We start from the raw sequence: 2,006 nt of genomic DNA on the forward strand, positions 1-2,006 counted from the left end.
ATTGCGCACCACCGCCAGCGGATGATCCTGCGGCAGTGTGATTTCCAGCTTCACCGTGCCCGCCGTCGCCGACTCGGTCGGCACCCGCACCGTCATCCCGGGCGGGACCGGCACCGTCCCACGGTCGTCAGGGCGGGCTAGCTGCCCAGGCAGCCCGGCCCGAGCAGGGCCTTCAGGTCGCCCATGAGGGCCGAGGACGGGGAGACGCGCAGGTTGTCGGCGACCTTGAGCACCGTGGTGCGGTCGCGGGAGCCGACGTGTTTGATGTGCACGTCCGCGGTGCCCGGGTGGCGGTTCAAAACCCGCTTGAGTTCACCGATCTTGTCTGGCGTGCACAGCCGGGTGGGAATCACCACCGCCACCGGCTTGTCCACGCCGATGGACGAAAGATCCGGCACCACAAGGTCGTTGGCGATCAGGGAGATGCGGTCGTCACGGGCGCTGACACGCGCCTTGACGAGCACGATCGCGTCCTCGGTGACGTCCATGCCGTACACCGAATAGGACTGCGGGAAGAACAGCACCTCGATGCCACCGGTGAGATCCTCGAGCTGCGCCGAGGCCCACGGCAGGCCGTTCTTGTTCACGCGCCGGGTCACATTGGCGAAGATGCCGCCGATGGTGACCTGCGCGCCGTCCTTGATCTCGCCTTCGAGGATGGTCGGGATATTGGTGTCCGACTGCGCGGACAGCACGTGCTCGACACCGTTGAGCGGATGCCCGGACACGTAGAGGCCCAGCATTTCCCGCTCCAGGGCGAGCTTGTGCTTGGTCTCCCACTCCTCGTCGGGAACCTTCACATTGAAGACGTTGGCGATCGAGTCGTCACCCTCGTCGAGCCCGCCGAACAGGTCGAACTGTCCGATCGCCTCGGCCTTCTTGGTCGACATGCACGCGTCGATGGCGTCGGAGTGCACCAGCATCAGGCCCTTGCGCGGATGCCCGAGCGAGTCGAAAGCGCCTGCCTTGATGAGGGATTCGGTGACCTTCTTGGTGCAGGCAACGGCGTCGATCTTGTTCAGGTAGTCGGAGAAGTCAGTGAACTTCGACTTCTCCTTGCGCGCGGCGATGATCGAGGCCACCACGTTCGCGCCGACATTGCGCACCGCGCCCATACCGAAGCGAATATCGTGGCCCACGGAAGCGAATTCGAGTTCGGACTCGTTGACGTCGGGCGGCAGCACCTGAATGCCCAGGCGGCGGCAGTCGGCCAGATAGACGGCGGCCTTGTCCTTGTCGTCACCGACGGAGGTCAGCAGACCGGCCATGTACTCGGCCGGGTAATTCGCCTTCAGATACGCGGTCCAGAACGACACCAAGCCGTATCCGGCGGCATGCGATTTGTTGAACGCGTATCCGGCGAACGGAAGAATGGTGTCCCACAACGCCTTGATGGCGGGCTTGGTGAAACCGTTGCCGAGCATGCCCGCTTCGAAGCCCTCGAATTCGGCTTCCAGCACGGACGCCTTCTTCTTACCCATGGCACGGCGCAGAATGTCTGCTCGGCCGAGCGAGTACCCGGCGACCTTCTGCGCGATCTGCATGATCTGCTCCTGATACACGATCAGGCCGTAGGTATCACGCAGGATGTCCTTGAGCGGCTCCTCGAGCTCCGGGTGAATCGGCTTCACCTCTTGCCGCGCGTTCTTGCGATCGGCGTAGTCGTTGTGCGCGTTCATGCCCATGGGGCCGGGGCGATACAGCGCGAGCACGGCGACGATATCCTCGAAGCCGGTGGGGATCATGCGGCGCAGCAGATCTCGCATGGCGCCACCGTCGAGCTGGAACACGCCGAGGGTGTCACCGCGCGCCAGCAGTTCGTAGGTGGCGGGGTCTTCCAGCGGGAGCGTGTCGAGGTCGAGTTCGATGCCGCGGTTGTTCTTGATATTGACCAGCGCGTCACCGATGACCGTCAGGTTGCGCAGACCCAGGAAGTCCATCTTCAACAGGCCGATGGCCTCACACGACGGGTAGTCCCAGCCGGTGATGATGGCGCCGTCCTGCGC

1 protein-coding gene is annotated in these 2,006 nt (G+C 64.2%); it reads right to left on the minus strand.

From position 1 onward, the window contains the following. Positions 1 to 137: 137 nt before the first annotated feature. Positions 138 to 2,006 (minus strand): DNA polymerase III subunit alpha (gene dnaE / locus ACWELQ_RS44605; protein ID WP_452403006.1); only part of this gene is annotated, 1,869 nt, incomplete at its 5' end.

It is taken from the genome of Nocardia sp. NPDC004722, from assembly GCF_053601505.1.